Source organism: Sphingobium sp. AS12, from assembly GCF_019097845.1.
Classification (GTDB): Bacteria; Pseudomonadota; Alphaproteobacteria; order Sphingomonadales; family Sphingomonadaceae; genus Sphingobium.
This window is the reverse complement of the sequence record NZ_JAHRGM010000001.1, coordinates 14,530-38,640: the sequence shown is the minus strand read 5'-3', so window position 1 is coordinate 38,640 and position 24,111 is coordinate 14,530. Positions and strand designations below refer to the sequence as shown.

28 protein-coding genes are annotated in these 24,111 nt (G+C 64.0%); 10 read left to right on the top strand and 18 right to left on the bottom strand.

What is annotated here, in order from left to right; genetic code table 11:
- Positions 1-37: 37 nt before the first annotated feature.
- A complete protein-coding gene (locus KRZ98_RS00235) occupies positions 38-715 on the top strand; it encodes a CAP domain-containing protein (RefSeq protein ID WP_217671627.1) in 678 nt (225 codons plus the stop codon).
- A 202-nt stretch (positions 716-917) separates the two neighbouring features.
- Here the strand turns inward: KRZ98_RS00235 and rdgB are convergent, their stop codons facing one another.
- Together rdgB and rph are read right to left on the bottom strand one after the other, a co-directional pair.
- Positions 918-1,547, bottom strand: coding sequence for an RdgB/HAM1 family non-canonical purine NTP pyrophosphatase (gene rdgB, locus KRZ98_RS00230; RefSeq protein ID WP_217671626.1), 630 nt, complete (start codon positions 1,545-1,547; stop codon positions 918-920).
- 129 nt (positions 1,548-1,676) lie between these two features.
- Positions 1,677-2,393, bottom strand: coding sequence for a ribonuclease PH (rph, locus tag KRZ98_RS00225; RefSeq protein ID WP_088183292.1), 717 nt, complete (start codon positions 2,391-2,393; stop codon positions 1,677-1,679).
- A gap of 105 nt (positions 2,394-2,498) precedes the next feature.
- On the opposite strand from rph, the gene KRZ98_RS00220 reads away from it, so the two are divergent.
- The 6 genes from KRZ98_RS00220 (at position 2,499) to KRZ98_RS00195 (ending at position 6,986) form a co-directional block, all read left to right on the top strand.
- Entirely contained in the window at positions 2,499-2,990 is a 492-nt protein-coding gene (locus tag KRZ98_RS00220) for a DUF6438 domain-containing protein (RefSeq protein ID WP_254797983.1), read from the top strand.
- A gap of 58 nt (positions 2,991-3,048) precedes the next feature.
- Positions 3,049-4,095, top strand: coding sequence for a heat-inducible transcriptional repressor HrcA (gene hrcA, locus KRZ98_RS00215; RefSeq protein WP_217671624.1), 1,047 nt, complete (start codon positions 3,049-3,051; stop codon positions 4,093-4,095).
- Positions 4,092-4,643, top strand: coding sequence for a nucleotide exchange factor GrpE (gene grpE / locus KRZ98_RS00210; protein WP_217671623.1), 552 nt, complete (start codon positions 4,092-4,094; stop codon positions 4,641-4,643). Before hrcA ends, grpE begins: the two co-directional genes overlap by 4 nt.
- A 75-nt stretch (positions 4,644-4,718) precedes the next feature.
- On the top strand, positions 4,719-5,960 hold the full coding sequence (locus tag KRZ98_RS00205) for a threonine synthase (protein ID WP_217671622.1): 1,242 nt from the start codon (positions 4,719-4,721) through the stop codon (positions 5,958-5,960).
- Positions 5,961-6,052: 92 nt separating this feature from the next.
- The gene (locus tag KRZ98_RS00200) at positions 6,053-6,703 is read left to right on the top strand and encodes a PadR family transcriptional regulator (RefSeq protein ID WP_217671621.1); all 651 of its coding nucleotides are present in this window, start codon (positions 6,053-6,055) and stop codon (positions 6,701-6,703) included.
- Positions 6,704-6,707: 4 nt separating this feature from the next.
- Positions 6,708-6,986, top strand: a complete 279-nt coding sequence (locus tag KRZ98_RS00195) for a DUF2218 domain-containing protein (protein WP_217671620.1) — start codon at positions 6,708-6,710, stop codon at positions 6,984-6,986.
- Between the two features lie 169 nt (positions 6,987-7,155).
- Here KRZ98_RS00195 and KRZ98_RS00190 read toward each other — a convergent pair whose 3' ends face one another.
- Positions 7,156-8,286, bottom strand: a complete 1,131-nt coding sequence (locus tag KRZ98_RS00190) for a M14-type cytosolic carboxypeptidase (protein ID WP_217671619.1) — start codon at positions 8,284-8,286, stop codon at positions 7,156-7,158.
- A complete protein-coding gene (locus tag KRZ98_RS00185) occupies positions 8,283-8,882 on the bottom strand; it encodes a hypothetical protein (protein WP_217671618.1) in 600 nt (199 codons plus the stop codon). The genes KRZ98_RS00190 and KRZ98_RS00185 overlap by 4 nt, the downstream gene beginning before the upstream one ends.
- Before the next feature lie 200 nt (positions 8,883-9,082).
- On the opposite strand from KRZ98_RS00185, the gene ykgO reads away from it, so the two are divergent.
- Complete coding sequence (gene ykgO / locus KRZ98_RS00180) at positions 9,083-9,208, top strand: type B 50S ribosomal protein L36 (protein WP_003046794.1); 126 nt, start codon at positions 9,083-9,085, stop codon at positions 9,206-9,208.
- Between the two features lie 262 nt (positions 9,209-9,470).
- Here the strand turns inward: ykgO and KRZ98_RS00175 are convergent, their stop codons facing one another.
- The 8 genes from KRZ98_RS00175 to KRZ98_RS00140 all read right to left on the bottom strand — a co-directional run bounded on the left by KRZ98_RS00175 (position 9,471) and on the right by KRZ98_RS00140 (position 15,677).
- On the bottom strand, positions 9,471-11,000 hold the full coding sequence (locus tag KRZ98_RS00175) for a M56 family metallopeptidase (protein ID WP_217671617.1): 1,530 nt from the start codon (positions 10,998-11,000) through the stop codon (positions 9,471-9,473).
- Positions 10,997-11,374, bottom strand: a complete 378-nt coding sequence (locus KRZ98_RS00170; RefSeq protein ID WP_217671616.1) for a BlaI/MecI/CopY family transcriptional regulator — start codon at positions 11,372-11,374, stop codon at positions 10,997-10,999. Before KRZ98_RS00170 ends, KRZ98_RS00175 begins: the two co-directional genes overlap by 4 nt.
- Before the next feature lie 354 nt (positions 11,375-11,728).
- Positions 11,729-12,061 (bottom strand): Grx4 family monothiol glutaredoxin, encoded by a 333-nt coding sequence (gene grxD / locus KRZ98_RS00165; RefSeq protein WP_217671615.1) that lies wholly within the window; start codon positions 12,059-12,061, stop codon positions 11,729-11,731.
- Positions 12,062-12,120: 59 nt separating this feature from the next.
- Positions 12,121-12,354 carry a BolA/IbaG family iron-sulfur metabolism protein gene (locus tag KRZ98_RS00160; RefSeq protein WP_006965900.1) on the bottom strand — a complete coding sequence of 78 codons (234 nt, stop codon included), beginning with the start codon at positions 12,352-12,354 and terminating at the stop codon, positions 12,121-12,123.
- 11 nt (positions 12,355-12,365) lie between these two features.
- On the bottom strand, positions 12,366-12,689 hold the full coding sequence (locus tag KRZ98_RS00155) for a DUF1476 domain-containing protein (RefSeq protein WP_119744710.1): 324 nt from the start codon (positions 12,687-12,689) through the stop codon (positions 12,366-12,368).
- A gap of 57 nt (positions 12,690-12,746) precedes the next feature.
- The gene (leuD, locus tag KRZ98_RS00150) at positions 12,747-13,340 is read right to left on the bottom strand and encodes a 3-isopropylmalate dehydratase small subunit (RefSeq protein ID WP_217671612.1); all 594 of its coding nucleotides are present in this window, start codon (positions 13,338-13,340) and stop codon (positions 12,747-12,749) included.
- A gap of 112 nt (positions 13,341-13,452) precedes the next feature.
- Complete coding sequence (leuC, locus tag KRZ98_RS00145) at positions 13,453-14,901, bottom strand: 3-isopropylmalate dehydratase large subunit (protein WP_217671610.1); 1,449 nt, start codon at positions 14,899-14,901, stop codon at positions 13,453-13,455.
- Positions 14,902-14,990: 89 nt separating this feature from the next.
- On the bottom strand, positions 14,991-15,677 hold the full coding sequence (locus tag KRZ98_RS00140) for a glutathione S-transferase family protein (RefSeq protein WP_217671607.1): 687 nt from the start codon (positions 15,675-15,677) through the stop codon (positions 14,991-14,993).
- Positions 15,678-15,875: 198 nt separating this feature from the next.
- On the opposite strand from KRZ98_RS00140, the gene KRZ98_RS00135 reads away from it, so the two are divergent.
- Positions 15,876-17,684 (top strand): DUF885 family protein, encoded by a 1,809-nt coding sequence (locus tag KRZ98_RS00135; RefSeq protein WP_217671605.1) that lies wholly within the window; start codon positions 15,876-15,878, stop codon positions 17,682-17,684.
- 237 nt (positions 17,685-17,921) lie between these two features.
- Here the strand turns inward: KRZ98_RS00135 and KRZ98_RS00130 are convergent, their stop codons facing one another.
- The gene (locus KRZ98_RS00130; RefSeq protein WP_217671602.1) at positions 17,922-19,517 is read right to left on the bottom strand and encodes an isocitrate lyase; all 1,596 of its coding nucleotides are present in this window, start codon (positions 19,515-19,517) and stop codon (positions 17,922-17,924) included.
- 142 nt (positions 19,518-19,659) lie between these two features.
- Between KRZ98_RS00130 and KRZ98_RS00125 the strand changes: the two genes are divergently transcribed.
- The gene (locus tag KRZ98_RS00125; RefSeq protein WP_217671600.1) at positions 19,660-21,048 is read left to right on the top strand and encodes a short-chain fatty acyl-CoA regulator family protein; all 1,389 of its coding nucleotides are present in this window, start codon (positions 19,660-19,662) and stop codon (positions 21,046-21,048) included.
- On the opposite strand, the gene KRZ98_RS00120 is transcribed toward KRZ98_RS00125, so the two are convergent.
- The 5 genes from KRZ98_RS00120 to KRZ98_RS00100 form a co-directional block, all read right to left on the bottom strand.
- On the bottom strand, positions 21,045-21,239 hold the full coding sequence (locus KRZ98_RS00120; RefSeq protein ID WP_217671597.1) for a hypothetical protein: 195 nt from the start codon (positions 21,237-21,239) through the stop codon (positions 21,045-21,047). The two genes, KRZ98_RS00125 and KRZ98_RS00120, sit on opposite strands and share 4 nt — an antisense overlap.
- Positions 21,240-21,270: 31 nt before the next feature.
- Entirely contained in the window at positions 21,271-22,209 is a 939-nt protein-coding gene (locus KRZ98_RS00115; RefSeq protein ID WP_217671593.1) for a right-handed parallel beta-helix repeat-containing protein, read from the bottom strand.
- 132 nt (positions 22,210-22,341) lie between these two features.
- Positions 22,342-22,803, bottom strand: a complete 462-nt coding sequence (locus tag KRZ98_RS00110) for an SRPBCC domain-containing protein (protein WP_217671590.1) — start codon at positions 22,801-22,803, stop codon at positions 22,342-22,344.
- Positions 22,800-23,291 carry a VOC family protein gene (locus KRZ98_RS00105; protein WP_217671587.1) on the bottom strand — a complete coding sequence of 164 codons (492 nt, stop codon included), beginning with the start codon at positions 23,289-23,291 and terminating at the stop codon, positions 22,800-22,802. The genes KRZ98_RS00110 and KRZ98_RS00105 overlap by 4 nt, the downstream gene beginning before the upstream one ends.
- Positions 23,288-24,091, bottom strand: a complete 804-nt coding sequence (locus KRZ98_RS00100; RefSeq protein ID WP_217672376.1) for a VOC family protein — start codon at positions 24,089-24,091, stop codon at positions 23,288-23,290. The genes KRZ98_RS00105 and KRZ98_RS00100 overlap by 4 nt, the downstream gene beginning before the upstream one ends.
- Positions 24,092-24,111 lie beyond the last annotated feature (20 nt).

Sequence of the window (24,111 nt, the reverse complement as noted above, 5' to 3'; positions counted from 1 at the left end):
CGCCGATGCGGATAGAGATTCGGGGGGAATGACGGCCATGGCTGGGGGCAGCCCTAATCTGTTTTTGCGCGCCGGGCTATGGGCGGCGTTGCTGATCGCGACAGGCGCACAGGCAGCGTCCGATAGCGCGCCGGGGAACAAGGCGGCGGTTGCTCCGCCCGTCGGGGTGCCGACCGGTGTGGTCATGCCTGCATCCTATTATGGCATGGAGGAGGCCGCGCGCGGCGAGCCGCTGCTGCGCGCCGTGATGCTGGACGTGCATAATGGCGAGCGGGCGCTGGTCGGTGTCCCAGCGCTGGAATGGGATGAGGCGCTGGCGGCGGACGCGGCGCGCTATGCCGCCGACATGGCGCAGACCGGGGCGTTCCGCCACAGCCCCCGCGCCAGCCGGGCGATCCCCAGCGGCGAAAATCTGTGGATGGGGCCGCGCCGCCTCTACGGCTATAGCGTCATGGTCGGCGCGTTTGCGGACGAGAAAAAGCTGTTCCGGGCGGAGGGCAAATTGCCTGACTTCAGCACCAGCGGGCGCTGGCAGGATGTCGGCCATTATACCCAGATGATCTGGCGCGGCACGCGCAAGGTCGGCTGCGCTCTGGGTGAAGGCGCGAATTATGAGTATCTGGTGTGCCGCTATTTTCCCGCTGGCAATGCGTTCGGACAGGGGCCGCTGGATGGGGATGCTGCACCGATCGAGCTGGCGAGCGGGGGGCGGTAGTCCTCCCCGGCAAAAGCAGAGCTATCGCATATGAAACTGCCGTCTCCTTCATCGTCATGCTGAATTTATTTCAGCATCCATTCCTCGTCTCAAGCGGCGGCTTTTAGGGCATGATGGATCCTGAAATAAATTCAGGATGACGTTGCAGGGATAACGAAAGTCATATGCGATTTCCCCGTCGGCACGGGGAGGAATGAGAGGTTCAAAAAACCGCTGCCACCAATTGTTTGAACGCATCGGCGCGGTGGCTCATGGCGTGCTTGGCGTCGGGGTCCATTTCGCCGAAGCTGATGTCGAACCCCAGCGGCTGGAACATCGCGTCATAGCCAAAGCCATTGGCGCCGCGCGGTGGCCAGACGAGTGTGCCGTCGACCCGCCCCTCGAACGCTTCGACATGGCCGTCGGGCCAGGCCAAGGCGAGAGCGCAGATGAAATGGGCGTCATGGCCGGCGTCCGGGCCTTTGGCGGTGACTCCGTCCCAGACTTTCTGCATGGCGAGGGCGAAGTCCTTGTCCGGTCCGGCCCAGCGTGCCGAAAACAGCCCCGGATCGCCGCCCAGCGCCTCGACGCACAGGCCGCTATCATCGGCCAGCGCGGGCAGGCCGGACAGATCGGCGGCCTGCAATGCCTTCAGTTCCGCATTGGCGATGAAGGTGGTGCCGGTCTCCTCCGGTTCGGGCAGGTCGAGCGAGGCGGCGGAGATCGGCTCGATCCCATAGGGACCAAGCAACGCGGCGATTTCGCGCACCTTGCCCGCATTGTGGCTGGCGATCACCAGCTTGCCGGGGGCGAGCTTGCGGATCGCCTGTTCCTGTCCGAATTGGTCGGTCATGATATCACCCTGGGCTATTTTTCCGTCATCCCAGCGAAAGCTGGGATCTCCCTTCTTCATTCGCTGTCGTAGCGTCAAAAGAAAAGGGAGATGCCAGCTTTCGCTGGCATGACGGAGGGATTAAAAGATTCAGCGCCCCGTCGCGGCATCCTGCGCGGCGAAGATTTTGGCGCAGCCGATGCGGGCGAGGCGCAGCAGGCGGAGCAATTCTTCCTCGTCATAGGCCGCGCCTTCGGCGGTGGCCTGGACTTCGGCGAATTTGCCGTCGCCGGTCAGGATCAGATTGGCGTCCGTCTCGGCATTGCTGTCCTCGGCATAATCGAGGTCGAGGACGGGCGTGCCTTCATAGATGCCGCAGCTGATCGCCGCGACCTTCTGGATGATGGGATCTTCCTTGAGCGCGCCGGACGCCAGCAGCTTGTCCACCGCGATGCGCAGCGCGACCCACGAGCCGGAGATGGCCGCGGTGCGGGTGCCGCCATCGGCCTGGATCACGTCGCAATCGATCACGATCTGGCGCTCACCCAGCTTCTTCATGTCCACGACGGTGCGGAGCGAACGACCGATGAGGCGCTGGATTTCCTGGGTGCGGCCCGACTGCTTGCCCTTGGCCGCTTCGCGGCTGCCGCGGGTGTGGGTGGCGCGGGGCAACATGCCATATTCGGCGGTGACCCAGCCAGAACCCTTGCCACGCAGGAAGGGCGGCACTTTTTCTTCCACCGACGCGGTGCAAAGCACGCGGGTGTCGCCGAAACTGATCAGGCAGCTTCCTTCGGCATGGATGGTGAAGCCTGGCTCCATGGTGATGTCGCGCATCTGGTCGGGCGCGCGGCCGGAAGGACGCATGTTCTTTTCTCCAAAACGGTCAGGGGACGGCGCTTAGCGCCCGGCGGCGTTTCTTGCCAGTGCCAAGCGCGCAATTAGGCGATAAGAAGGGCCATGATGATCAGAATGATGATAGCCGCCACCGCGACGCTGCTGGCGGGATGCGCCACCGCCGACACTGAGCTGGACATACCGCGCGCGGCAGGCGACACGATCCGCTTTACCGCCGGGCGCTGCTTTGGCGCCTGCCCGGCCTATAGCGTGCTGGTGACACCGGACGGATCGGGCCTGCTGGAGCCGGAGAAATTTACCGCCGTGCCGGGGCCGACACGCTTTACCGTGACCCCGGCGCAATACCGGCAATTACGCGCGGCGCTGGCCCCCTACAAGCCGCCGGTCGGCACGGAAAAGCGGATCGCCCATGGCGAGAATTGCACCCGTTTTGCGACCGATATGCCCGGATACCGCATCGAATGGACGCGGGGCGAGGCCAAACCGACGCGGCTCGATTATCAGTCGGGCTGTATGGACGCGCGCTATGGGAAGCTGCGCACGACGATCGGCGGCATCCCCAAATTGCTGGGGATCGAACCGATGCTGAAAGCGAAGCCTGCCTAATAGGCCGGTCGGACACGCAAAAGTTGAGCATCGGCACAATCCATCCTACATCGTGCCGATGACGCCAACGACACCCATGACCGAATTGAACGAGCGCGCCCGCGACGTCTTTCGCCTGGTGGTGGAAAGCTATCTGGGTACGGGCCTGCCGGTCGCATCGCGAACCTTAAGCAAAATATCCTCGCTTAGCCTGTCGCCTGCCTCGATCCGCAATGTCATGCAGGATCTGGAGGAGCTGGGCCTGCTGGCCGCGCCGCACACATCGGCGGGGCGGATGCCGACCGAGACGGGGCTGCGGCTGTTCGTGGACGGGATGATGCAGGCGGCGCTGCCATCAGCGGAGGAGCGGCGCGCGATCGAGGCGGGGCTGGCCGAGGCCGGGCCGATCGAGGAAGCACTGTCCGCCGCGACCGCCGCGCTATCGGGTCTGTCGGCCTGCGCGGGGATCGTGATGGTGCCACGGCGCGAGCCGGTCTTGCGCCAGTTCGGTTTCGTGCCATTGAATGACCGGCAGGCGCTCGCCGTGCTGGTCGGGCAGGACGGGTCGGTCGAAAATCGCGTGCTGGACCTGCCGCCTGACGTGTCCCCCTCCATGCTCAACGAAGCGGCGAATTTCATGTCGGCGCGCTTTGCGGGCATGACGTTGCGGCAGGCGGGCGATCATCTGGCGCAGGAGATGGAGAGCGAACGTAGCGCGCTGGATGGCGCGGCGCGGGAGCTGGTGGAGCGCGGCATCGCCATCTGGTCGCATGATGCCGATGACCGGCCGGTGCTGATCGTGCGGGGTCAAGCGCATCTGATCGACGATGGCACGGCGGCTGATCTGGAGCGGGTGCGGCAATTGCTGGAGCAGCTGGAGGGCAAGCAGGAAATATCCCGCCTGCTGGAAAGCGCATTGGCGGGCAGCGCGACCAAAATCTTCATCGGTTCGGAAAACAATCTCTTTTCCCTGTCGGGTTCTTCGGTCATAGCCGCCCCCTATCGTGGCGCGGACGGCCGGGTGGTCGGCGTGGTCGGCGTGATCGGCCCCACGCGCTTGAACTATGCACGGGTGATCCCCATGGTGGATTTCACCGCACAAACGCTGTCGAGATTGATGAGATGAGCGAAGACAATCTGAACGTCGAAAATACCGAAGTCGTGGATCAATTGCCGGAGGATGCGCCCGTGGCCGATGCCAGTGCAGAGCGCATCGCCGCGCTGGAAGCGGAACTGGCGACCGCCAAGCAGGACATTCTCTATGCCCATGCCGATACGCAAAATGTGCGCCGCCGGCTGGAAAAGGAGCTGGCCGATACCCGCGCCTATGCCGCGACCAATTTTGCCCGCGACATATTGTCGGTGGCCGACAATCTGAGCCGCGCGCTGGCCACCATCCCCGCCGACCTGCGCGAGGATGAGAAGTTCAAGGGTCTGGTCGTCGGGCTGGAAGCCACTGGCCGCGAGTTGGAGGCGGTGTTTGGTCGCAACGGCATCAGCAAGATCGAATCGGTCGGCCAGCCGCTCGACCCCAACAAGCATCAGGCGATGATGGAAGTCCCCTCCGCCGACGCCGCGCCCGGCACGATCCTGATCGAGATGCAGGCGGGCTATATGATCAAGGACCGGCTGCTGCGCCCGGCCATGGTCAGCGTGGCGAAAGCGCCGGAATAAGACATATCCACCCCTCCCGTTCGCGGGAGGGGTTTTCAAGAGTGGGCCGGGGGGTACTGACCAAAGGATACCCCGTTGCGCCACGATCTGAACCTCACCACCGATCGCCCCACCTTCGTCACCCATCTGGAATGTTCGCTGACCGGCGAACGTTATGCGGCGGACCAATTGCATGGGCTGTCGGCGGCGGGGAAGCCGTTGCTGGTGCGTTATGATCTGGAGAGGGTGCGGGCTACGCTGACCAAGGACGCATTGGCGCAGCGGCCCATGGATCTGTGGCGCTGGCGCGAATTGCTGCCGGTGCGGCACACCGCCAACATCATCAGCCTGGGCGAAAATGCGACGCCCCTGGTCCCGCTGCCGCGAACCGCCGCGCGGCTGGGTGGCGCCCATCTGATCGCCAAGGATGAGGGCCGCCTGCCCACCGCCTCCTTCAAGGCGCGCGGGCTGGTGATGGCGGTGTCGATGGCCAAGGAACTGGGCGTGACCCAGATCGCCATGCCCACCAACGGCAATGCGGGCGCGGCGCTGGCCGCCTATGCCGCGGTCGCCGGGGTGGAGGCGATCATCTTCTGTCCCGACGACACGCCCGAAATCAACGTGCGGGAAATCGCGGCGCAGGGTGCGCGGGTCTATCGCGTCAACGGGCTGATCGACGATTGCGGCGCGATCGTCGGGCAAGGCGCGAAGGAACGCGGCTGGTTCGATTTCTCGACGCTGAAGGAACCCTATAGGATCGAGGGCAAGAAAACGATGGGGCTGGAACTGGCCGAGCAGCTGGACTGGGAATTGCCCGACGCGATTTTCTACCCCACCGGCGGCGGTACTGGCCTGATCGGCATGTGGAAGGCGTTTGATGAGCTGGAGCAGATCGGCTTCATCGGATCTAAGCGCCCCAAAATGTTCGCGGTGCAAGCCGAGGGCTGCGCACCGATGGTCCGAGCCTTCGATCAGGGCGTGGAATTCGCCGAACGCTGGGAGGATGCCCACACCATCGCCATGGGCATCCGCGTGCCGCGCGCGGTGGGCGACTTCCTGATCCTGCGCGCGGTGCGGGAAAGCGGCGGCGCGGCGCTGGCCGTGTCGGATGCCGCGATCAGCGCGGCGGTGCGCGATGTGGCGCGCGACGATGGCCTGCTGCTCTGCCCGGAAGGCGGCGCGACCCTGGCCGCCTATAGCCGGGCGCTGGACGAAGGGCTGATCGGACGCGATGAGCGTGCGCTGCTGTTCAACTGCGCCAGCGGTCTCAAATATCCGCTGGAGGATCATTCGCGGGCTCTTGACCGGCACGCTGCGATCGATTTCGCCGCACTCTGACGCTCTCAAGATATAAAAGATATATCTTATCTCTTGACGATCCAAATAATTACGATATATCTCAATGCATCATGAAACATACTGAAAGACAAATGATGCATTTCTCTCACACACAAGGCGGCCATGGCGGCCCTCACCATGGGCATGGCCTGCGCGGTCATGGCCGCTTTGCCGGCCCTGACGGTTTTGGCCGCAGCGGCTTCGGGCGCGGCGGCGATACGTTCGGCGATGGGCCGATGGGCGGCGGCGGACGGGGCGGTCATGGCGGGCGCGGCGGCGGGCGGCGGCGGTTGTTCGACAATGACGCGCTTAAGCTGATCCTGCTCAAGCTGATCGCCGACACGCCGCGCCATGGCTATGACCTGATCCGCGAGATTGAAAGCCTGTCCGGCGAGGTCTATGCGCCCAGCCCCGGCGTGGTCTATCCCACGCTCACCCTGCTGGCCGACATGGGCCTGATCGCCGAGCAACCGGGACAGGGCAGCCGTAAGCTGTTTGCGATTACCGACGAAGGCACGGCCTATCTGGCTGAGCATCAGGCGGGACTGACGCTGGTGATGGAGCGGATCGCGTCGCTGGCGCAAAAGGCCGAGCGCACCGATAGCGCGCCCTTACGCCGCGCCATGCACAATCTGCGCATGGCGATCCAGGGGCGGCTTGAAAAGGAAGGGGCCGATGCCCAGACCATGTTCGACGTCGCGTCCCTGATCGACGAGGCTGCCACCAAGATCGAAAGGCTTTAAAGTCATGACGCTGACCGCCCATGTCCCCACGCCCAACGCCAGCCGCTATCTCCAGCAGCTGTGCAAACATTGGAGCCACAAGTTCGCAACCGAGTTTGATCCGCAATCGGGCGTTATCGCCTTTCCGATGGGGCCGATCCGCATGGCCGCGCAGGAGGAGGCGCTAGTGGTGACGATCGATCCGACCGCCGACGCCGATGTCGCGGTGTTCAAGAAGGTGGTTGCAGACCATCTCGACCGCTTTGCGTTTCGCGAGGCACCGCTGGCATTTGATTGGAAATAGGCTGTGTGCCTGTTGTTAAAATTACCGTTCGTGCTGAGTAGGGACTGAGCTTGTCGAAGGCCCATATCGAAGCATCGCGTCCATGCGCTTCCTTCGATATGCCGCTTCGACAAGCTCAGCGGCTACTCAGGACGAACGGAGTTTGGGTAGTAGCGCATCAGTCGCGGAATCAAATATCCCCGATCATCTCTGCCAGCACGGCCAGGCAATCCTTGCCCAGTTGCGCAGAGCGCGCAGGGGACCAGCCATAATCGGCGTCGGGCAGGTCGTCATTATCCTTGAACGGCATTTCCAGCGTCATCGCCACCGCGCCGAAGCGTTCGGCGACCTGATTGGTGGACATGGACAGGTTTGCCCGCCCTTCACCCGCCACCGGATAGCCCAGCCGCGTCTGGAAATCGGGCGTGCGGGCGGCCAGCGTGTCGCGATAGCGGTGGTAGAGGGTCAGCTGGCGCTCAGTGATTGACGGGATGCCTTCAAAACCGGCGATGAACACGGCGGGGATGGCTTCGTCGCCATGCACGTCGATGGCGAGATCGACGCCGGTTGCGTCCATCGCCGCGCGGACCAGAAACACTTCCGGGCTGCGCTCCATCGACGGTTCATGCCATTCGCGGTTCAGGTTCACGCCGACGGCATTGGTGCGCAAATGGCCCCGGCGGCTGCCGTCCGGGTTCATGTTTGGCACCAGATGGATCGTCGCCTGTTGCCGCAGCAGACGGGCAACCGAATACTCCTCGTCGCACAAACGTTCGATCGCGCCTTCCATCCACCACTGCGCCATGGTTTCGCCGGGATGCTGGCGGGCATAGAGCCACACCTGCTTTGGCCCTTCGCCAATGGTCAGCAGGTCGATTGGCTGGCCATCCAGCGTCAACCCCAGTTCGCGATGGGTAACGCCGGGCTGGCAGGCGGCAAAGGCGATCAGATCATGGTGGCGCTCCATCGAATAGGGCGCGAAATAGGCGACCCAGAGCGCATTGCTGTCCGGCTCCAGCCGGATCGTCAGCGTGCCATTGGCATAGCTGGTATCGGCCTGGCTCCAAGTCTCGCGATCCTCGCTCACCCGCGCCTTATAATCGGCCCAGCCATCGGGATAGGCCGAGCCGCTGCAATTGACGATCGCCAGTTCCAAGGCGCGTCCCGCCGCATTGGCCACGCGGAAATGGAACCATTGATAGAAATCGCTCTGATGGTCGGTCACGATTTCCAGCTCGGCGCGGGCGCCCGCTGACGTGTCGGTGATGGAAAGGACGCGGATATTGCCGCTATCGAATGCGCTGGTGATGGAGATGGTCATTTGACGGTTATAGTGCGCCCGGATTCGCCGGGATAGCCCCCGATCAGCGCCGCGCTCAGCTTTTGTGCGGCCAGACCCGGCTGCGCGGCGGGCGTGCCTTCGCGGGCTTCCGTTAGCGCCCTGCCCTCCCAGATCATGGTCGAATCGGCACGACGGCGCAGCTGCACCTGCAATTCGGTCGTGACAATATCCTTGGGCTTGCCCGACAGGTTGATGCCGATGCCCACGCCCAGCCCGGAATAGCCGCCGCTGCCGATACCGCCGCCCACGCCGACGCTGACCGGCTTGTCGCTGCTGCGGTCGATGCCAGCGGGGCGAAAGCTGCGGCGGAAGGCGACGCTGGCGACATAGTCGCTGGTTGCGCCCGCTACGACCGGGGTGAAGCCGACCCGCTGCCATTCCTGCGTCACGGCGGCGGCATAGGTGCGGAATTCCAGGCTGATGTCAGGATTGCCGCGCATTTCCTCCACCGCGATCGTGCCGCTGCGCGCGGGATCACCGATATGGAAGCGGGTGACCTCCACCGGGGGAATCGCCGTTGCACAGGCGCTTAAGGCTAAGGCAAGGCTGGCAGCAAGAATCAGGCGCTTCGACATGGCATCTACTCCAACGGGGCATATTCCGCTAAACGACGCGGACGGCATAATTCCCTCCAACGCTCCAAGCCATCAACTTGCTGCATGAGGGATGAACAGAGGCAAAAGTCGTGCTGCCGGACTTGACTTAAGGCCGTCCCGCCCATAGGGGCAGCGCTTCGATTTTCCGCTAAAGCCAGATTCTAAGAAGGCAGACTTCCATGAAGATCCGCAACTCGCTCAAGTCGCTCAAGGACCGTCATCGCGATAACCGCGTGATCCGCCGTCGTGGCCGCACCTATGTGATCAACAAGACCAATCGCCGCTTCAAGGCCCGCCAGGGCTAAGCCATGCGGTGAGGCCCGCCGCCGTCCTTTGCGACGGTCGGCAAGCCTTGTCTGATATTGGGACCGTCGCGTCCTGTCCGAGCGCCTGATCGATGCCGATCAGGCGCTCGACGCATGTGTGCGCCATCGGGTGATTCGGGCTGAGGGTGAAGGCGATCGCACCGATGGCCTGACCTTCACGGCCCACAAAAAAGCCATCCACAGGCGGACCCATGGATGGCTTTCGCCTTCGCAATCCTGTCGATGCAGTAGAGCGCGCGGGTCAGTCCGCCTGCCCGTCTATCTTGGCAATTTCATCGTCCAGGTCGCGCAGCACCTCGGCGCGGATGCGGTCGGTCATATGGGCGGTGCGGGCGACCTGGGCGCGGGCCGTCACCAGTCCGGCGCGGGCAGCCCGATGGGCCTGCGCCTCGATCTGCGCCTCGCAGATGCGGATGCGGATGGTGCGGCGCCCATCGCTGTCCACGCTTTCACGCTTGCTGACGGTCTGATCGCCCTCACAGCCGTTGCGGACATCGACGCGCGGCACCATGCGGCGGATTTCGGCCTCGGTCGGGATGTGGTGGCGCTCGATCCGGCCATCGGCGTGGGTGATGGTGATCGCGTTCTTCTCTTCGCGCACGGTCACTGACGGCACCGAGGGCATGGGCGGCACTGGCGCTACCGGCGCCACCATATCGGCGGCAGGGACGATCGGAGCGGTTGGCGCAGGCGGCACTGCGGCGGTCGCTGCGGTGTCGATGGTCGCCGCAGTGGGGACGGCAGGGGTTTCCGGCCATTCATCGGCGGTCTGCGGCACGCTGGCGGCGGCGGATTGTGCGACCAGGTTTGAAAGCCGGGCAAAATCGGCGGTTTCGACCCTGTCGCTGATCGCCGCCATCTGCTGCGCGGCGCGGCTGCCCGATGCGGTGAGCGCGAGGCCCGTGGCGGTGACGATGGCGACGGCGGCCATGCCCCAGCTGATCCGCTGGAGCGAAATTTCGTGGCGCGAAAGCATGATGAGCCTCCCCTTCAAGGTGGTGATTCGGGTCAGATGACAGGCGGCGGCGAACTGGCGGCCACCGGCGGCTTTCAGGATCGCGCGACCATAGATATGGGCCTGATCCTGGCCATAGAGCGCCAGCACGCGGGCATCGCAGGCGGTTTCCTGATCGGCGCGATAGGCGCGGTAAGCGATCCACGCGATCGGGTTGCACCAGTGGATGGCGAGCAGCGCCAGCGCGACCAGATTCGCGGCCAGATCACCATGGCTATGGTGCGCGCGTTCATGCGCGATCGCCATTTCCTGTTCCAGCGCATCATAGCGCAGGGCGAAATCGGCGGGGAGGACGATGAAGGGCTGGAACACGCCAAAGGCAAGCGGGCCGCTGGCGTGCGGGCTGGTGATCAGGCGGATGCGGCCGTCCTCGCCAATCGGCGTCGCGCCGGTCAGCATGTGCCGCCGGAACCGCGCATAGCCGACCGCTTGGATGATGAGGAATGCCAGCATCCCGGCAAACCAGAGGCCGATGCCAAGCTCCAGCCAGGGGAAGGCGGTGTCGGTCGCCACCTGTGCCATCGGCGTGACGGTCAGCAGGTCGGGCAGGCCCGCCTGATCGACAGCGACATGCAGCGGCGAGGGGCTGGCGACATCGCCGGGCAGCGCTGGCAGCAGCATCCGGGCGAAAGGCACCGCCCAAAGGCAATAGGCTGCCCCTGCCCCCAGCCAGCGCGCCACCGGTCGGCGCAGCAGCATGACCAGCGCCATCAGCAGCGTCGTGGCAATCAGCGTTTCGACCATCCAGACGTTCATGATTTCAGCCCTTTCAGGATTGCCTCAAGCTCGGCAATGTCATCGTCGGTCAACTGGTCCTGACTGGCCAGTTGCGCGACCAGCGGCGATACCCGGCCGCCGAACAGCCGGTTGACCAGTCGCCCCGATTCGCTGGCGACATAATCCTCCCGCGCGACCAGTGGCCGGTAGAGGAAGCGGCGGCCATCCTGATCGGCGGCGATCACATCCTTGGCCATCAGCCGCGACAGCAATGTCTTGACCGTCTGCGCGCTCCAGTCGCGGGCGTCGGTGACGCGATCGGCCACGTCATTGGCGGTCAGCGGCGACTGCTCCCACAATGCCTCCATCACCACCAGTTCGGCTTCGCTGATCTTTTCACCCGTCTGCGCCACGCGACTCTTGCCTCTTGTTCAACTACAGATGTAATCGCATTGATTACGATTGTAGTCAACGGGGGCAAAATCGCCGTCGGCTATGTCACTAGAGCAACCCCAAAATGTCGGAATATTTGACAGATGCCGCAGCGTCACGCGCGCCGTTAACCCTTGTAACTGCGGATTTGCGTGCCCTGCTGTTTTTGGCACGGCGGTTGCACCTCTTTTTCCCGTAACCCACCGTGTAACTACCCTGGGGGTGCTGGCCGATCTCCGTCGGCACCCCCAACCCGGTGGCTCCCCTAAATCCAGCAATAAAAAAGGCGGCCCGATGATCGGACCGCCCTTTATCACGTCATATCTGAACGTGGATCAGTTCGCCGCGGCGACGCCCTGATCGGTCATCAGCTGGTGCAGTTCGCCCGCTTCATACATTTCCATCATGATGTCGCTGCCGCCGACAAATTCGCCCTTCACATAGAGTTGCGGGATGGTCGGCCAGTCGGAAAAGGCCTTGATCCCCTGACGGACGGCCTGGTCCTGCAACACGTCGACCGTGTCATAGGCGACGCCCAGATGCTCCAGGATCGCGATAGCGCGGCTGGAAAAGCCGCACTGGGGGAAGAGCGGCGTGCCCTTCATGAACAGCACCACGTCGTTGGCGCTCACGATGTCGGCAATCCGCTGATGCACGGCGTCGGTCATGATCGAAAGTCCATTCCTGTCTGGCGCCCGATCGACCGGGCGCGAATCTGTGATGCGCGTTAGTTGGGAACCGCGGTGGTCAGTTGCAAGGCGTGCAGCACGCCCCCCATCCGCCCGCCGAGCGCGGCATAGACGGCGCGTTGCTGCGCCACCCGGCTCATGCCGCGGAAACTTTCCGCTACCACCCGCGCGGCATAATGGTCGCCGTCACCCGCCAGATCGGTAATTTCGACATCGGCGTCGGGGATCGCGGCGCGAATCATGTCGGCAATATCATCGGCGGCCATCGGCATCGCAGGCGGCCTTACTGCGCTTCGATGAACATGCGGCGAGCGATCACCGCCTGCTCTTCGAGCGCGGCGCGCACGCCCGGCTCGTCGATGTCGATGCCTGCGGAGGTCATGTCACCCACCAGCTTGCGGATGACATCCTCGTCACCGGCTTCCTCGAAATCGGCCTGCACCACCGCCTTGGCATAGGAATCGGTTTCTTCCGGGGTCAGCCCCATCTTCACCGCAGCCCATTCGCCCAGCAGCCGGTTGCGGCGCGCCTGGATGCGGAACTGCATTTCCTGGTCATGGGCGAACATATTTTCAAAGGCCCGTTCGCGATCGTCGAAAGTCGTCATGCCAAATGCCCTGTCCAAAGCACGATAGTGCGATAAGAGATAGGAAGAAGCGCGCGTTTACGCAACGGCGGGGATCATCCAGGGGCGATCCTGCGCCACTTTTGCTTCATAGACGCCGATGCCGTCGGCATCGCCCAGCGTCAGGCCGATTTCGTCCAGACCGCCGAGCAGGCAATGTTTGCGGAACGGGTCGATTTCAAAGCTGAAACGATCCTGAAACTGGGTCGTGACCGTCTGCTGCTCCAGATCGACATGGATGTCGTCGGTCTGCGCCACCTCCATCAGCCGGTCGATCGCCTCCTGCGGCAACACAGCAGTCAATATGCCATTCTTGAACGCATTGCTGGAGAAAATGTCGGAGAAACTCGGCGCGATCACGACCCGGATGCCCAGATCGCCCAGCGCCCAGGCGGCATGTTCACGGCTGGACCCGCAGCCGAAATTGTCGCCCGCGATCAGGATCGGGCTTCCCGCATAGGCCGGATCGTCAAAGACGTTGCCCGGCTCCTTGCGCAGCACTTCAAACGCGCCTTTGCCCATGCCGTTGCGCGAAATCGTCTTGAGCCAGTGCGACGGGATGATGATGTCGGTGTCGACATTCTTCATCCCGAACGGGTAGGCTTTGCCCTCGACCGTGGTCAGCTTGTCCATCAGCGCGCCTGCTTTGCTTCCGTGGCGGAAATGTCCTCGGCCCGGCCCAGCGTCGCAGCCATCGCCGCGCTGGCCAGCGCGCCCAGCGTCAGCAGCCAGAAAATCTTTTTCACTATGCCATCCCCTCTTCTTTTTTCAACAGTTCGCGCACGTCGGTCAGCCGGCCGGTGATCGCCGCTGCCGCTGCCATGGCAGGCGACACCAGATGGGTGCGCGCGCCCGGTCCCTGACGGCCCATGAAATTGCGGTTGCTGGTCGATGCGCAGCGTTCGCCCGCAGGCACCTTGTCAGGGTTCATGCCCAGGCAAGCAGAACAGCCCGGCTCGCGCCATTCAAAGCCCGCGTCGGTGAATATGCGGTCCAGCCCTTCGGCTTCGGCCTGCCGCTTGACGAGGCCAGAGCCGGGCACGACCATGGCGTGCTTGATGCCGCTGGCAATGTGCCGCCCATCGAGCAACGCAGCCGCGGCGCGCAGATCCTCGATCCGGCTGTTGGTGCAGCTGCCGATGAAAATATGTTCGACCGCCACGTCAGCCAATTTCTGCCCGGCGGTCAGCCCCATATAGTCGAGCGACTTTTGCGCCGCCGCCCGCTTGGACGCATCCTCGAAACTCGCCGGGTCCGGCACCACGCCGGTCACCGCGACGACATCTTCGGGGCTGGTCCCCCAGGTGACGGTCGGCACGATGTCGGCGGCGTCGATCACCACGCTCTTGTCGAACTGCGCGCCTTCGTCGGTCACCAAAGTGCGCCACCAGGCGACGGCTGCGTCCCAGTCGGCACCCTTGGGCGCCATCGGGCGGCCCTTGAGATAGGCGAAGGTCGTGTCGTCGGGGGCGAACAGGCCCGACCGCGCGCCTGCCTCGATCGACATATTGGCGACGGTCAGTCGCCCCTCGATCGACATGTCGCGGAATACGGAGCCGCGATATTCCATGACATAGCCGGTGCCACCCGCCGTGCCGATATGCCCGCAAATCGCCAGCGCCACATCCTTGGGCGTCACGCCGAAACCCAGCTTGCCTTCGACCACGACTTCCATCGTTTTGGATTGCTTGAGCAGCAGGGTCTGGGTCGCCAGCACATGCTCGACCTCCGACGTGCCGATGCCGAAGGCCAGCGCGCCCAGTGCGCCATGCGATGATGTATGGCTGTCGCCGCATACCAGGGTCGTGCCCGGCAGGGTGAAGCCCTGTTCAGGTCCGACGACATGGACGATGCCCTGCTCCACATCGGCGTCACCGATCAGGCGCACGCCAAATTCCGGCGCGTTGCGTTCCAGCGCGGCGAGTTGCTGCGCGCTTTCCGGGTCGGCGATCGGGACGCGATGGCCGTCTGCGTCGCGGCGCGGGGTGGTGGGCAGATTATGATCCGGCACCGCCAGCGTCAGGTCCGGCCTGCGCACTTTGCGTCCCGCGAGACGAAGCCCCTCAAACGCCTGTGGCGACGTCACTTCATGGACGAGGTGACGATCAATATAGATCAGGCAGGTGCCATCCGGGCGGCGCTCGACGACATGCGCGTCCCAGATCTTCTCATAGAGGGTGCGGAGCTTAACCATAGTGGTTTCCCCCTAGACCCGGAATGGCCCAGGGAAAAGGGGGAAGCGGGCAGAAAACTGCTCTTTTGTCCATATGGCGGGCAACAATGTTACACCGCCCGATAATCCGCGATGATACGTCCTGCCGCGCCGATTTCGGCCTCATGGCTGTCCTCGCGCCAGGTTTCGGCCAGGGCGGCCTTTTCCCATGCCTGCATAGCGGGGTGCGCCAGCATATGGTCGACCCATGCCTGACCCACCGGGCCGACATCCAGCCCATAGGTCCGCACCCGGAACGCGACCGGCGCGTAAAAGGCATCGACGGCGGTGAAGGCCGATCCGGCCAGGAACGGCCCGCCGAAGCGGGTCAGCCCTTCGCCCCAAAGCTCGGCGAGGCGCGCAATGTCCCTGTTCAGCGCGGGCGAGTGCAGATGCGGCTCGACCCGCACCCCGACATTCATGGTGCAATCGTTGCGCAGGGTCGAAAAGCCGCTGTGCATTTCCGCCGCCGCGCATTGCGCCCAGGCTCGTGCGGCTTCGTCGGTCGGCCAGACGGCAGGATGGCGATCGGCAAGATAGAGGGTGATGCCCAGCGAATCCCAGATAGTCCGTTGCCCGTCCAACAGCGCAGGCACCTGTCCAGTCGGCGAAAAGCTGCGGAAGGCCGCATAGTTGGTCGCCTGCGTGAAGGGTTCGATCCGGTCGACGAACGGAATGCCCAATGCGGTCATCAACACCCAGGGGCGCAGCGACCAGCTGCTATAGTTGCGGTTCGCGGTGATGAGGGTGTAGGTCATGGGCGCTTCTCCCCGATTTAGGCTGATCGCGCCTTATCGCATGGGCAAATGACGGTATAGCCGCAACCGGCAATGCGAAACATAAGGCTGGCTTATCTGGCGCAAGGCCTAGCCAAGCCTTTGGAAGGGCGGCACAAGGGGGCATCATGGGCGTTGTCCCCCTCAGCGCCCTTTTCCCCGACAGACGGAGTCCCCTTCGTGAACCGACGCCAATTTCTCGCCACCAGCGGCGCGACCGCGCTGACCGCTGCTGCCACCCCTGCCTTTGCCAAGCCCGCCGCTGCCGATGCCCGGCTGCGTGCCATGCTCGACGGCTTTTTCTATGAACGATTGGCGGATTCACCCGAACAGGCCACCCGGCTTGGCCTCGACACGGGCGAGCGCGCGGCGTTGCGCGGCAAGCTGAGCGACACATCCGCCGCCGGGGTTGCCCGTGATCTGGCGCGCAGCAAGGCGCAGACAACGCAACTGGCGAGCATCGACCGCAAGACGCTGAGCGATGCATCGAAACTCGATTATGACGTGGTCAGCTATCAGCTTGATCGGTCGATCGGCGGCGAACGCTTTGGCTATGGCGAAACGGCGGGGCGTTATGCCCCCTATGTGCTGAGCCAGCTGACCGGCAGCTATCGCGAGACGCCCGATTTCCTCGATTCGCAGCATCGGGTGAAGGATGCAGCTGACGCCGACGCCTATCTCGCCCGGCTCGAAGCCTTCCCCGCGTCGATGGACGGCGAACTGGCGCGGCAAAAGGCGGACGCGGCCAAGGGCGTGTTTGCGCCCGACTATATTCTCGACACGACGCTCAAGATGCAGGCGTCGCTGCGCGATCAGCCCGCCGCGCAGACGGTGCTTGTCGCGTCCTTCGCCAAGAAGCTTGCTGCCGCTGGCCTCCCGCCCGAACGCGCGGCGCAGGCCGAAAAAATCGTCACGGACACAATCTTCCCTGCGCTCGATCGCCAACGCGCGCTGGTTCAGCAGTTGAGGGCCAAGGCCAGCCATGATGCGGGCGTGTGGCGTCTGCCGGACGGCGAAGCCTTTTACGCGGCCGCTGCCGAAGCGGCGACCACCACGGCGCTGACTGGCGATGAAATCCACCAGATCGGGCTGGATCAGGTGGCGGAGATCAGTGCGCGGATCGACACGATCCTGAAGGGCGAAGGGATGAGCCAGGGGAGCGTGGGCGACCGCCTCGTCGCGCTCAACCAGCGCCCTGACCAGCTGTTTCCCAACACCGATCCGGGTCGTGAGGCATTGCTGGCGCAACTCAATGTCCAGATCGTCGCGATGCAGAAGCGGCTGGGCGAAGCGTTCAATACCGTGCCCAAGGCACCGGTCGAGGTCCGCCGCGTTCCCGTCACCATCCAGGCGGGCGCGCCGGGCGGCTACTATCAGAATGCCTCGCTCGATGGATCACGCCCGGCCATCTATTATATCAACCTGCGCGACACGTTCGACCGGCCCAAATTTGGCCTTGCAACACTTACCCATCATGAGGCGGTGCCGGGTCATCATCTGCAAGTGTCGGTTGCGCTCGAATCGGACGCCATTCCGATGATCCGGCGGCGCGGCGGCTATAGTGGCTATAGCGAAGGCTGGGCGCTCTATTCCGAGCAGCTGGCCGATGAAATGGGCATGTTCAAGGGCGATCCGCTGGGGCAGGTCGGCTATCTCCAGTCGCTGCTGTTCCGCGCGACCCGGCTGGTCGTCGACTCCGGTATGCACGTCAAACGCTGGAGCCGGGAGAAGGCTACCGACTATCTGATCGCGACGACCGGCATCGCGCGCGGCCGCAGCCAAGGCGAGATCGACCGCTATACGGTGTGGCCGGGTCAGGCGTGCAGCTACAAGATCGGCCATACCGTATGGAACGACCTGCGCGCCGAGGTGAAGAAGAGGCAGGGCGCGGCGTTCGACATCAAGGCGTTTCATGACGTGCTGACATTGGGGGCTATGCCGCTCGACATATTGAAGCAGACGGTGCGGCAGCGGGCGGGGATTGTTTGACGCCAAGAAGCGATTGAATGCAGCGTGTTCCCGCACAGGCGGGAATCCAGTTCAGACGGCGGGACTAGGTTCCCGCCTGCGCGGGAACACCAACACCTTATAAAATCGACAAAAAACGACCCGGCGGTGCGCCGCCGGGTCGTCAAGTCCTTCCACCCAAATCGCGGGACATCTGCACGTCCCGCGAACTGGCCCTTCCAGCAGCCGTCAGGCTGCAAACTGGTTCCCCCGCAGCCTTTAGGCTGCAAACTGATTCATCGTGTTGTGCGCGCCGCCAGCCTTGAGGGCTGCTTCGCCTGCGAAATAATCCTTGTGGTCGTCGCCAATGTCGCTGCCACTCATATTCTGGTGCTTCACGCAGGCGATGCCCTGGCGGATTTCCTTGCGCTGGACGCCCTCGACATAGCCCAGCATCCCTTCCTCGCCGAAATAGGTCTTGGCGAGATTATCGGTGCTGAGCGCCGCGGTGTGGTAGGTCGGCAGGGTGATGAGGTGGTGAAAAATCCCCGCCCGCGCCGCCGCGTCCTTCTGGAAGGTGCGGATCTTGTCGTCCGCTTCCCGGCCCAGATCCGTGTCGTCATACTCGACGCTCATCAGACGCGCCCGGTCATAGGCGCTGACATCCTTGCCCGCCTCGACCCATGCATCATAGACTTGCTGGCGGAAGTTCAGCGTCCAGTTGAAGCTGGGCGAATTGTTATAGACCAGCTTGGCATTGGGGATGACTTCGCGGATGCGGTCGACCATCGAGGCGATCTGCTCGATATGCGGCTTTTCCGTTTCGATCCACAACAGGTCTGCGCCATTTTGCAGCGAGGTGATGCAGTCGAGGACGCAGCGGTCCGCGCCCGTGCCTTCGCGGAACTGGAACAGGTTGCTGGGCAGGCGCTTGGGGCGCAGCAGCTTGCCGTCGCGGTTCAGGATGACGTCGCCATTGCGCGCGGTCGCCGGATCGATCTCCTCGCAATCGAGGAAGCCGTTATACTGGTCGCCGATATCGCCCGGCTCCTTGCTGACCGCGATCTGCTTGGTCAGGCCAGCGCCCAGCGAGTCGGTGCGGGTGACGATGATGCCATCGTCAACGCCCAGTTCGAGGAAGGCGTAGCGGCAGGCACGGACCTTCGCGAGGAAATCCTCATGCGGCACGGTGACCTTGCCGTCCTGATGCCCGCACTGCTTTTCGTCGCTGACCTGATTTTCGATCTGGAGCGCGCAGGCACCCGCCTCGATCATCTTCTTCGCCAGCAGATAGGTGGCCTCGGCATTGCCGAAGCCCGCGTCGATGTCCGCGATAATCGGCACGACATGGGTTTCATAATTGTCGATCGCGTGGGTCAGGCGCTGCGCCTCGACCGCATTGCCGCTCTCGCGGGCCTTGTCGAGGTCGCGGAACAGCAGGCCCAGTTCGCGGGCATCAGCCTGTTTCAGGAACGTGTAAAGTTCCTCGATCAGCGCGGGAACGCTGGTCTTTTCATGCATCGACTGGTCGGGCAGCGGGCCGAAGTCGGAGCGGAGCGCGGCGACCATCCAGCCGGACAGATACAGATATTTCTGCTTGGTCGTGCCGAAATGCTTTTTGATCGCGATCATCTTCTGCTGGCCGATAAAGCCGTGCCAGCAACCCAGCGACTGGGTGTAGTTGGTCGGGTCGAGATCATAGGCGGCCATGTCGCGGCGCATGATGCCGGCGGTATATTTGGCAATGTCGAGACCGGTGTTGAAGCGGTTTTGCAGCTTCATGCGGGCGACGGATTCGGCATTGATGCCGTCCCAGGTGCCGGGATGGCTGCCGATGAGTTGCTGTGCCTTCGCGATATTGTCCTGATAGGTCATGGGCCGGTCCTTGCGTGGGAAGTGAGCTGTTGCGCCCCGCCTACCCCCTCCTGTTGCAGTGCGGCAGTCCTCCTGAAGTTCAGTTGTCGATCTTTACAAATTTATGCTGTAAAGTTGTAAAGTCTGCACAGGAGTCGGCCCGATGCGCAAGGATAGTCCGGTTTATATGGGGCCACGGTTGCGGCGGTTGCGCCGCGACCTGGGCCTGACGCAGGCCGACATGGCCGCCGATCTCGACATTTCAGCCTCCTATGTCGCGCTGCTCGAACGCAACCAGCGGCCACTGACCGCCGACATGCTGTTGCGGCTGGCGCGGACCTACAAGCTGGATATGGCGGAGGTGGCGGGTGACGGCGGGACCGAGCAGACCGCGCGGCTGCATGGCGTTCTGAAAGACCCGATGTTCGCCGATCTGGACCTGCCCGCCCTCGCCACCGGGGACGTTGCGGTCAATTATCCGGGGATCACCGAAGCGTTGCTGCGGCTCTATACCAGCTATCGGGAGGAGCATCTAGCGTTGGCCGATCAGGGCGTTGCAGCCGATGATGCGCCCGATCCGGTTGCGGAGTCCCGACGCTTTCTGGCCGCGCGGCGCAATAGCTTTCCGCTGCTGGACGATGCGGCGGAGAAGCTGGCGGCGGATGCGGAGGTCGAGGGCGGGCTGACCGGCTGGCTGCGCGCACGCCATAATCTGCGCGTCCGCCGCCTGCCGTCCGATGTCATGGCCGGATCGTTGCGGCGCTATGACCGGCATCGCGATGCGGTGCTGCTCGACGACACGCTTGACACGGCCAGTTCGCAATTCCAGCTGGCGCTCCAGATCGCCTATCTGGAGATGCGCAAGGCGTTCGATGCGATCCTGAAGGACGGCCAGTTTGCCGGGGAAAGCGGGCGCCGCCTCGCCCGGCGGGCGCTGGCGAGCTATGGGGCGGCGGCGATATTGATGCCCTATACCGCTTTCGCCAAGGCGGTGGAGGCGCGGCGCTATGATGTCGAGGCGCTGGCGCGGCAGTTTGGCACCAGTTTCGAGCAGACCGCGCACCGGCTGACGACATTGCAAAAGCCGGGTCAGGAGCGGGTGCCGTTCTTCTTCCTCCGCATCGATCCGGCGGGCAATGCGTCCAAGCGGCTTGACGGGGCGGGCTTTCCCTTTGCCCGCCATGGCGGCTCCTGCCCGCTCTGGTCGGTGCATCGGGTGTTCGAGACGCCGCGGGAAGTCGTCACCCAATGGCTGGAGTTACCCGACGGCCAGCGTTTCTTCTCGATCGCCCGCACCGTTACTGCGGGCGGCGGCGGCTGGGGGGCGCCCAGGGTGGAGAGGGCGATCGCGCTCTGTTGTGCCGCCGACCATGCCCATCGGCTGATCTATACCCAGGGCCAACCGACGCCGGAGCCGACGCCCATCGGCGTCACCTGCCGCCTGTGTCACCGCCCGCAGTGCCTTGCCAGGTCCGCGCCGCCGATCGGACGGGATATGCTGCCCGACGATTTTCGCCGGACCCGCGCGCCATTCGGCTTTGCCGACGGCTAGGTGTCGATCAGGTCGAGATAGGCCACCACGTCATTGTCGGTCGCCAGATAGAGGCCGTCCTGTGTTTCCTGCGTCTGTTGCTCGGCCACGCGCAGCGCTTCGCTCAGGGGACCGTACATCAGGGTCGTCGCGCCGCCATCGTCGCCCAGATGATAGAGGCGGACGGTGGCGCTGTCATAGGTGGTTCGCATATTCGCCGCCTAGCACAGCGTCGCAAACGAGTCAGCGCCGGTCCTTCACCTTCATGCTTGGCGCTAACTCGTTCGCGCCGATCCGCACCGCGTCGTCGGTAAAGTTGGCGACGAAGGTGCTGTTGCGCTCTACCCCCGGCACGAAACCGGCTCTGTTGCCTTCGATCACAAGGCCCGCGCTGCTATGTTCGCGACCTTCGGGAGCGATGGTGATGAAGGCCGACCAGTTATCCTTGTCCTTGCCCTGCACCATCTCGTTGCCGCTGATGAGACCGCTCGCGCCGTTGGACAGATCGATCATGTAATTGGTGAGCTTCCCGCCGCTGTCGTCGAAGCTGTTGCCGGTGATGGTGACGCGCGCCGCGCGGCTTTTGAGATAATGGCCGCCATCGCCCAAGTCAAAGCGGCTGTTGGTGACGGTGAGCGCCGCTAGCCGCCCGATATAGATGCCATGGGCGCAATCGAGATCGCGGTCGCACCTGCCCAGATGCCGGAAGGTCGACTTGTCGATGCTGACCTGTCCACCGTCATAGTCGCCGGTCAAAATGCCTTCCTCGCTGTTGCGGAACAGGCTGTTGCGGACGGTAAGGGTGCCGCTTTCCAGGCGAACGCCCGCGCCATTGCCGTCAGGGACGCGGATATTCTGGAAGATGATGCCGTCCACTGCGCTCGCCCGCCCGCGCAGGACGAACGCGCCCTTGCCCTCGCACGGGACGCCGTCGAAAATGACGGTGCCGGGAGTGGCGGCGCGGATGGTGACATCGCCGCCCTGCTGCACCGCGCATTGATGATAGGTGCCGGGGGCCACCACCACGGTGCCGCTTCCGTCGCCGATCGCGCCGAGCGCTTCGGCCAGCGATCCGAAAGCGCGGCCCGATTCGGCGATGGTGAACGGGGCGGGATAGCCCTGCGCCAGCGCGGTCGAGGCGATGGCGATGGAGACGAGGAGGCTGGTGGACAGGATACGCATGGCGGCAAGGATAGGCGCGCGCGGCGCGGCGACCAAGGCGGGAACGGGGTTAACGCCGCCCTGCCCCGCTATGGGACAGAGTGGCGGCGGAAGGTTGATAGGAGGATGAGGGTCGCCCCCTCCATCCAACCCTCACCCCGCCTCCGCCTCGCACAGCGCCTTATATTGCGCCATCATCTGGTCCCAGCCGGGGTGGAAGCCCATTTCCAGATGCCGGGCCTTGGACTCTGCGTCCCAATGGCGGGCGGTGGCGGTGAAGAGGGTGGCGTCGCCTTCCTCGGCGAAGGTCCAGATGGCGGTCATGAAGGGGGGTTGCGGCACCCAGCCAGCGGCATAGGCGTCGGTGGTGACGATCCGTTCGCCCGGCACCACTTCCAGAAAGACGCCCTCCATCGGCCCGGTTTCCTCGCCATCGGGGCCGAACATCTGCACCGCGCTGCGGCCGCCGGGGCGCAAATCTTCCTCGATCACTTCCGCGCGCCAGGGTTTGGGGCAGAACCATTCTTCCTTGCGATCGGTCCACATGCGCCAGCAGGTCGCGCGCGGGGCAGCGATGGTGCAGGTGACGGACAGGTCGTGGTCAGCGCCGTTCATGCTGCTTCCCCTTCAAAGGCCGCCTGCATCGCGGCCGTATCCAGCTTTCGCATGGTCATCATCGCCTGCATCATGCGGGCAATTCCGGCTTTGTCGTCGCTATGATAATTGGCCATGATCTGCCGCGTCACCAATTGCCAGCACAGGCCATATTTGTCCGTCACCCAGCCGCACGGCCCATCCTTGCCGCCATCGGCGGTCAGCGCGTCGAAATAGCGATCCAGTTCCGCCTGATCCGCGCACCCGACCGACAGCGATATGGCTTCATCAAAGGTGAATTGCGGCCCGCCATTCAGCGCCTGATAGCTTTGCCCGAACAGGGTGAATTCGACCAGCAGCACGCTGCCGCCCTTCATGGGAGAGGGCGAGGGATTTTCTTGCGGGTAATAGCTGATATGATCGACCGACCCGCCGAAAATCCCGACATAATAGCGCGCGGCTTCCTCCGCCTGCCCGTCGAACCACAGGCAGGGGGCGATGATGCTCATGCTCCCTCTCCTGCTTCGGCGCGGGTGCCAACAAGCGCGAACATCGCGCCGTGCGGGTCGAACGCCTGGACGATCCAGCTGCCGCCGGGCACTTCCATCGGTCCGTTGAGTAAGGTGCCGCCGCCTGCTTTCACTCTTTCGACCGCCGCGTCGATGTCGCCGACGGTGAAGTAGAAGAGCCAGAGCGGCGCAGGCATTTCCTTGGGGATCGGCATGATGCCGCCGGACATGCTCTGAAAATCGCTGCCGCCGGTTTGCGAGACGAGCTGGTAGCTGCCCATCTCGCCCATATCCATGGCGTCGCCAGTGGTCCAGCCGAACTGGTCCGTGTAGAAGGCCATGTCGGCGTCGAAATTGCCGCTATACAGCTCGTGCCAGCCGACATGGCCCATCGCCATGGGTGGCGGGGCTTCCATGCCGTCGGGGCTGGAGCCTTTGAGCAGCATGAAGGTCGCGCCGCCCGGATCGCCCATCACGGCGAAGCGCCCGACCCCTTCGATATCCTCCGCCGGGCGCCTGACGCTGCCCCCGGCCGCGACCAGTCGCGCGGCGTCTGCATCGACATCGGCAGACGCGATATAGCCGCCCCACCATGGGGTCATGCCGCATTCCTTCGCCTCGTCCGGGATCGCCATCACCCCGCCCAGCGGCCCGGCGCTGCCGACGATCAGCGTATAGCCGCCATCCTCGCCAAACGGCATCGTGGTCCAGCCCACGACATCGGTGTAGAAGGCGAGCGCGGCCTGCGGATCACTGGTCATCAGTTCGACCCAGAAGAATTGCCCGTTACGGTCGGTCATCATCGCTCTCCCGTCAGCTG